This window comes from Desulfobacterales bacterium (assembly GCA_034003325.1).
Taxonomy (GTDB): Bacteria; Desulfobacterota; Desulfobacteria; order Desulfobacterales; family JAFDDL01; genus JAVEYW01.
On the sequence record JAVEYW010000019.1, the window covers coordinates 81,994 to 89,711 of the forward strand.

The window sequence follows — 7,718 nt, forward strand, 5'->3', positions numbered from 1 at the left end:
ATAAACGCTTGTTTCCCGAAACCATAAGAAGCCGGCTATTTAATATCTATCTTTGACTCGTGACAACAAAGCTGTTGGATATGTGTAATAAAGTAAGAGGAAATGCATGGCCCTGAAGAAATCCGAACTATATTCATCCCTTTGGTCCAGCTGCGACGAACTGCGCGGCGGCATGGACGCCAGTCAGTATAAAGACTATGTCCTGGTAATGCTGTTCATCAAATACGTCAGCGACAAATATGCCGGGCAGCCCTATGCGCCGATAACCATACCGGACGGGGCAAGTTTCAAGGACATGGTTGCACTCAAGGGCAAGCCCGACATCGGCGACCAGATCAACAAGAAGATCCTTGCCCCGCTGGCCAGTGCCAACAAACTGTCCGACATGCCGGATTTCAACGACGCCACCAAGCTCGGCAGCGGCAAAGAGATGGTGGACCGTCTTACCAATCTCATCGCTATTTTCGAAAATAAGGCGCTCGATTTCTCGAAAAACCGGGCCGACGGCGACGACATCCTGGGGGACGCTTACGAGTACCTCATGCGGCACTTTGCAACCGAGAGCGGCAAAAGCAAAGGGCAGTTCTACACCCCGGCTGAAGTGAGCCGTATCATCGCGCAGATCATCGGCATTCGTAACGCAAAGACCAGCGCCGATACGACTGTCTATGATCCCACCTGCGGCTCGGGCTCCCTTCTGCTTAAAGTGGCTGATGAGGCCAGGACGCCGGTCACCATCTATGGGCAGGAAAAAGATGCCGCCACCAGCGGACTGGCTCGCATGAACATGATCCTGCATAACAACCCAACGGCGCTCATCGTGCAGGGCAACACCCTTTCCGACCCGAAATTCAAGGACGCAGAGGCCCTCAAGACCTTCGACTACGTGGTCGCCAATCCGCCTTTTTCAGACAAGCGTTGGAGCACGGGCATCGATCCGTTGCATGATCCATACGACCGCTTTCAGCCTTTCGGCACACCGCCCGGGAAACAGGGCGACTACGCTTATCTGTTGCACATTGTCCGGTCGCTCAAAAGTACCGGCAAAGGGGCCTGTATTTTACCGCACGGTGTTCTATTTCGCGGTAATGCCGAGGCGGATATTCGCCGCGCGCTCGTTCGAAAGGGCTACATTAAGGGCATCATCGGCTTGCCCCCGAACCTCTTTTACGGCACGGGGATTCCCGCCTGCATCATCGTTATCGACAAGCAGGACGCCCAGGCCCGCAAGGGCATCTTCATGATTGACGCCAGCAGCGGATTCATGAAAGACGGCCCCAAAAACCGCCTGCGCGCTCAGGACATCCACAAGGTTGTGGACGTTTTCAACCGGCAGCTTGAACTCGCCCAATTTTCGCGACTGGTTGCCGTCGAGGAAATCGAAAACAATGACTTCAATCTCAACCTTCCGCGCTACATCGACAGCCAGCAGGCCGAAGATTTCCAGGATATCGCGGGCCATCTGCAAGGCGGCATCCCGAACCGGGATATCGACGCGCTTGAAACATACTGGAAGACTCTGCCCACTCTAAAATCCAGCATTTTCAAACCGCTCCGTGAAAACTACTCCCAGCTGTCCATTATCCAGTCCCAACTCAAAAAAACCATTTACGAGCATCCGAAATTTGCCGCTTTTATTGCCGGAATGAACACCCACTTCGTTGCTTGGCGGCAAAAAAGCGCCGCAACGCTCAAGGCTTTACAGCCCGGTTTTCATCCAAAGGAACTCATTGCCGCGCTTGCCGAAGACCTGCTGGCCCATTACGCCGGAATGCCGCTTATCAGCCACTACGCCGTTTATCAACACCTCATGGACTATTGGGCCGATATTATGCAGGACGACTGCTATCTGATTACAGCCGACGGTTGGAAAGCCGAGACCACCCGCATCATCGAGGTGGATAAGAAGGGGAAGGAGAAAGATAAGGGCTGGGCCTGCGATCTGGTGCCAAAAGCACTCATTGTTGCCCGCTACTTTGCCAAGGAGCAGGCCGTCATTGATCAACTTGCAGCCGAGCTGGAAAGCGTTACCGCCCGTTTAACCGAACTGGAAGAGGAGCACGGTGGGGAGGAGGGCGCTTTCTCCGAACTGGAAAAGGTGAACAAGGGCAACGTCACTGCCCGACTGAAGGAAATCAAGGGCGATAGAGAGGCCAAAGACGAAGTGGCCGTGCTCAATGATTGGTTGAATCTGAACAGGGAAGAAGCCGACCTTAAAAAACGTCTCAAGGGCACCGAGGCCGATCTGGACACAAAAGCCTTCGCCCATTATCCCAAACTCACCGAGGAGGAGATCAAATCGCTGGTGGTGGATGACAAATGGCTCGCCGCCCTGGAGACCGCCGTCCACGGGGAGATGGATCGCATCAACCAGGCGCTCACCTCGCGTGTGAAAGAATTGGCCGAACGCTACGAAACGCCGCTGCCGCAACTCACGCGCCGCGTGGCCGAGCTGGAGGCAAAAGTGAGTCGCCACCTGGAAAGGATGGGTTTCACGCCATGAACGACATCACTCATTATGGATTTAAAGAACTTGTCGATCTCTGCAAACAGACCCATCAGGAGATGCAGCGGCGAGCCGGCCGCACCGTGGACATCCATCTCGTGATCCGCAATTGGCTTTTTGGTTGGTATATCGTTGAGTATGAACAAGAAGGCTCTGACAGGGCGGAATATGGCGCTTATCTGATCAAGCGGCTGTCGGATGAGCTAGGAATGCAGCTGGGGCGAGGCTTTTCGGCACGGTCCTTGGAGCAATGCCGAAAGTTCTACATGACGCAAAAGGAAATTTCGCAGACATTGTCTGCGGAATTCAACACGGAGGGAAGCGGTTTCCCTCCGAAAGAGCGCCTGCTGATACCGCAGGCAGTGTCTGCGGTATCGGGTGGCGTGGCATTAAAAGCGGGCGACTGGCAAGATATAGTAACCCGCCTGCTCAACCGATTCTCCCTCGGATGGTCGCATTACGTGACACTTCTGACAATCGAAAACCCGGACGAGCGACGTTTCTCTGAAATCGAAGCCGCTCAGAACCATTGGAGTGTGCGGGAGCTGGAGCGGCAAATCGCGAGTTCGCTCTACGAACGGCTGGCGCTCAGTCGAAACAAGAACGAAATCCGAAGGCTTGCCGAACAGGGGCTTGTGGTTGAAAAAGCGGTGGACCTGATCAAAAACCCGTTGGTTTTGGAATTTCTTAATTTGGCGGAGAAGCCTTCCTGGTCTGAAAACGACCTGGAATCCGCCATCATCGACAAACTGGAAACGTTCCTGCTCGAACTCGGCAAGGGGTTTCTTTTCGAGGCCCGCCAGAAACGCTTTACGTTTGACAACGACCACTTCTATATCGACCTCGTTTTCTACAACCGGCTCCTCCGCTGCTATGTCCTGATCGATCTGAAACGGGACAAGCTCACCCACCAGGACCTCGGTCAGATGCAGATGTATGTGAACTATTTCGACCGTTACGTGAAAACCGCCGATGAACTTCCCACCATCGGTATCGTCCTCTGCCGCCGCAAAAACGATGCCTTGGTTGAACTGACCCTGCCGCAAAACGCCAATATCTTCGCTCCGAAATACCAGCTCTATCTGCCGTCCAAGGCGGAGCTGAAAGCGCAATTGGAAAAGATCGAGGCGGAATTGGAAGGAGGTGCGCGTGGGTGAAGCCGCCGCTGTCCGGAAGGGGTACAAACAGACTGAGGTCGGTATGATTCCAGATGATTGGGGCACGATTAGTGCGTACGACGCCTGTTTAAAAATTCAAGATGGAACTCACTTTTCACCACGGCCTGGCGGAAATGAATATCTCTACATTACCTCAAAGAATATCCGTTTCGGCTTTTTGGATATCTCTTCTGCTCCACGAATTGATGCTGCGCAACATCGGTCAATTTTTAAGCGCTGCGATGTTAGGCGTGGTGATCTGCTTCTCACAAAGGACGGAGCGAACACAGGTAACGTTGCTCTGAACACGCTTGATGAAGAATTCAGTCTGCTCTCAAGCGTCGCTTTCTTGAGGTTCCTTCCAGGCAAGCATATGGCAGAATATTTTCTACAGCAAATATTGACTTCACAGGGGCAACGTCAGATCCAAGATGCGATGGCGGGCAATGCAATTACCCGTTTGACTCTTGAGAAAATAAAAAAGCTCCGTTTTCCCATACCCCCCACTCTCGCCGAACAAGAAGCCATAGCCGAAGCCTTAAGCGATGCGGATGCCCTCATCGAATCCTTGGAGCAACTCATCACCAAAAAACGCCAGATTAAACAAGGCGCCATGCAGGAATTGCTTACCGGAAAAAAGCGGCTGCCGGGTTTTCAAACCAAGCCCGGCTACAAACAGACTGAGGTGGGGGTAATTCCTGAGGATTGGGTAGTCGAATCCGTCGAAAACATTGCCCATATCACGACTGGTGGGAAAAACACTCAAGACCGTATTGATGACGGTGAGTTTCCATTTTTCGTCCGTTCCCAGACAGTTGAGCGTATCAACACCTATTCCTTTGACGGAGAAGCTGTCTTAACAGCCGGAGACGGCGTTGGAACAGGCAAGGTATATCACTACGTCAATGGGAAGTTCGATGTGCATCAGCGCGTTTACCGTATTTCGAATTTCAACCGAGAAGTAAATGGCTACTTTTTCTACCTGTATTTCAGCACTCATTTTTATGACCGCATCATGCAAATGACAGCCAAGTCATCGGTTGACTCAGTTCGAAGAGAGATGATCGCAAAAATGCTTATTCCGCTTCCTCCTCTCAAGCAGGAACAAAACACTATCGCCACCATCCTAATCGACATGGACGCCGAAATAACCGCTCTCGAAGCCAAGGTCACCAAAGCCCGCCAAATTAAGCAGGGCATGATGCAGGATCTCTTAACCGGGAGGATTCGCCTCGTATGAAAGAATCCCAGCATATCGAATGGAAAGAAACTTGGCGGAACGAGTATCTCATCCAAGAAACTACCCAGATCACTCCCCCGATCACTCCCCCGATCACTCCCCCAATCACTACCCCAAACCAATTGGTGTCCTTGATCCTGGCGAAACCCGAAATCTCGCAGAAGGAGCTATCGGACGCACTGGGTTTGACCCGCGATGGAATCAAATATCACCTGACTAAAATGAAGAGAGACGGGGTGATCCGTCATGTCGGGCCGGCGCGCGGCGGATGTTGGGAGGTGTTGAAATGAACAGGATCGGCCAGTCCGAACGCGCCACCCAGAATCGCATCATCGCCCTGTTCCAGGATGAACTGCATTACCGTTACCTTGGCGACTGGTCCGACCGCGACGGCAACAGCAACATTGAGGAAAAGCGGCTCAGGACCTACCTGACCGAATCCGGCTACACCCCGGCGCAGATCAACGTGGCCGTTCACAAACTGCGCACCGAGGCGGACAATCACAACCGCGGGCTCTACGGTAACAACCAGGCCGTTTACAACCTGCTGCGCTACGGCGTGCCCGTGAAAACCGAAGCCGGTATCCCTACGGAAACCGTCCACCTCATCAACTGGCGGAAGCCGGATAGAAACGACTTTGCGATTGCCGAGGAAGTGACGCTCAAGGGAAATCTCGAACGGCGGCCGGACCTGGTGCTTTATGTGAACGGGATCGCCATCGGCTTAATAGAACTCAAAAACAGCCGCGTCAGCATCGGCGACGGCATCCGGCAACACCTGTCCAACCAGAAAGCCGAATTCAACGAGTGGTTTTTCAGCACGGTGCAGTTCATTTTCGCCGGAAATGATTCCGAGGGGCTGCAATACGGCACCATCGGTACGCCGGAAAAGTACTTTCTCAAGTGGAAAGAGGATGAAGCGGATGACAGCCGCTTCAAGCTGGATAAATACCTGCTAAAGATGTGCGCCAAGGATCGCCTCATTGAGCTAATGCACGACTTTGTGCTTTTTGACGGCGGCGTAAAAAAACTGCCGAGGGTCCACCAGTATTTCGGGATCAAGGCCGCTCAGGAGCAGGTACAGGCGCGCAAAGGCGGTATCATCTGGCAAACCCAGGGCAGCGGCAAGAGCATCGTCATGGTGCTTTTGGCAAAATGGATTCTGGAGAATTATCCCAACGCCCGCGTAGCAATCATCACCGACCGCGACGAGCTGGACAAACAGATCGAGCGGGTTTTCGCCGAGGCGGGTGAGGCCATCAAGCGCACCAGCAGCGGCCGGGATCTTATGGCGCAGCTCGGACAGGCCAAACCGCGACTCCTGTGCTCGCTGGTCCACAAGTTCGGCCGAAAGGACGTGGACGACCTTGATGCCTTCATCCGGGACTTGGAGGCGCAACCCACCCATACGGTGGGTGAGGTCTTCGTATTTGTGGACGAGTGCCACCGGACCCAGAGCGGCAAGCTGCACCGGGTGATGAAGGCCATGATGCCCAATGCGGTCTTCATCGGTTTCACCGGGACGCCCCTGCTCAAAAAAGACAAGAAAACCAGCCTGGAGGTATTCGGCAGCTACATTCACACCTATAAGTTCAGCGAAGGGGTTGAAGACGGGGTGGTGCTGGATCTCATCTATGAGGCGCGGGACATCGACCAGCATCTGGGTTCCGAAGACAAAATCGATGCGTGGTTCGAGGCAAAGACCAGAGGGCTGAACGATTGGCAGAAGGATGAGCTGAAAAAGCAGTGGGGCACGATGCAGAAAGTGCTCAGCTCCAGATCCCGCATGGATCGGGTTGTGAGCGATATCGTCTTTGACTTCAGCGTAAAACCCCGGCTTTCCAACGAACGCGGCAATGCCCTCCTGGTAGCGTCAAGCATCCACGAGGCATGCAAATACTTTACCCTGTTCCAAAAGACACCCTTCAAGGGAAAATGCGCGGTGGTGACCTCCTACAATCCGCAGACGCAGGATGTAACCAAGGAGGAAACCGGCACGAACACCGAGTCCGACAAGCAGTTCATCTTCAACACGTACACGGCACTGCTCAAAGACGTCGACGCCAAACCCGGAACGACGAAAACCGAGACCTACGAGGAAAAAGCCAAGGATCTCTTTACCCGGGAACCGGCAAACATGAAACTGCTCGTGGTGGTGGACAAGCTGCTGACCGGTTTCGACGCACCGCCCTGCACTTACCTTTACATCGATAAATCCATGCAGGATCATGGTCTCTTCCAGGCCATCTGCCGAACGAACCGGTTGGACGGTGAGGACAAGGAATTCGGCTACATCGTGGATTACAAAGACCTGTTCAAAAAGGTCGAGAACGCCATCTCGGTTTATACCTCCGAGCTGGATCATAGCGCACCCGGGCCTGCGCCTGAAGTGCTGTTGCAGGATCGCCTAAAGAAGGGGAAGGAACGCCTCGATAACGCGCTGGAGGCGCTATCATTACTCTGTGAGCCGGTGGAGCCGCCCAAGGGCGAGCTGGAACATATTCATTATTTTTGCGGCAATACCGAAATTCCGACCGATTTGCAGGAACATGAGCCGCAACGCGCCGCACTCTACAAGGCAACCGTCTCCCTTGTGCGGGCTTATGTCAACATCTCCGATGAACTGGAACCGGCCGGATACAATACGGCAGACATCACCCGCATCAAGCAGCGACGCGACCATTACCTGGTAAGCGTCCGGTAAACCCCATCTTCACAGCCTGGAAAAATCCTGGCATGATAGGCCCCAGAATGGAGGACAAATCATGTCAGGTGATGCGGTTCGAATTATTGGAATAAAAAATGGCAGATCAAC

General features: G+C 53.5%; 5 protein-coding genes. All 5 read left to right on the forward strand.

Annotated elements, in window-relative coordinates; all coding sequences use genetic code 11:
* Window positions 1–106 precede the first annotated feature (106 nt).
* From RBT11_17565 to RBT11_17585, 5 genes are read left to right on the forward strand one after another with little or no spacing between them, the layout of a single operon-like run.
* Window positions 107–2,503, forward strand: a complete 2,397-nt coding sequence (locus tag RBT11_17565) for a type I restriction-modification system subunit M (protein MDX9788590.1) — start codon at window positions 107–109, stop codon at window positions 2,501–2,503.
* Window positions 2,500–3,663: a PDDEXK nuclease domain-containing protein gene (locus tag RBT11_17570; GenBank protein ID MDX9788591.1), complete on the forward strand. Its 1,164-nt coding sequence runs from the start codon at window positions 2,500–2,502 to the stop codon at window positions 3,661–3,663. The genes RBT11_17565 and RBT11_17570 overlap by 4 nt, the downstream gene beginning before the upstream one ends.
* Window positions 3,656–4,903: a restriction endonuclease subunit S gene (locus RBT11_17575; protein ID MDX9788592.1), complete on the forward strand. Its 1,248-nt coding sequence runs from the start codon at window positions 3,656–3,658 to the stop codon at window positions 4,901–4,903. Before RBT11_17570 ends, RBT11_17575 begins: the two co-directional genes overlap by 8 nt.
* Window positions 4,900–5,193, forward strand: coding sequence for a winged helix-turn-helix domain-containing protein (locus RBT11_17580; protein ID MDX9788593.1), 294 nt, complete (start codon window positions 4,900–4,902; stop codon window positions 5,191–5,193). The genes RBT11_17575 and RBT11_17580 overlap by 4 nt, the downstream gene beginning before the upstream one ends.
* Window positions 5,190–7,607 (forward strand): HsdR family type I site-specific deoxyribonuclease, encoded by a 2,418-nt coding sequence (locus RBT11_17585; protein ID MDX9788594.1) that lies wholly within the window; start codon window positions 5,190–5,192, stop codon window positions 7,605–7,607. The genes RBT11_17580 and RBT11_17585 overlap by 4 nt, the downstream gene beginning before the upstream one ends.
* Window positions 7,608–7,718: the final 111 nt, after the last annotated feature.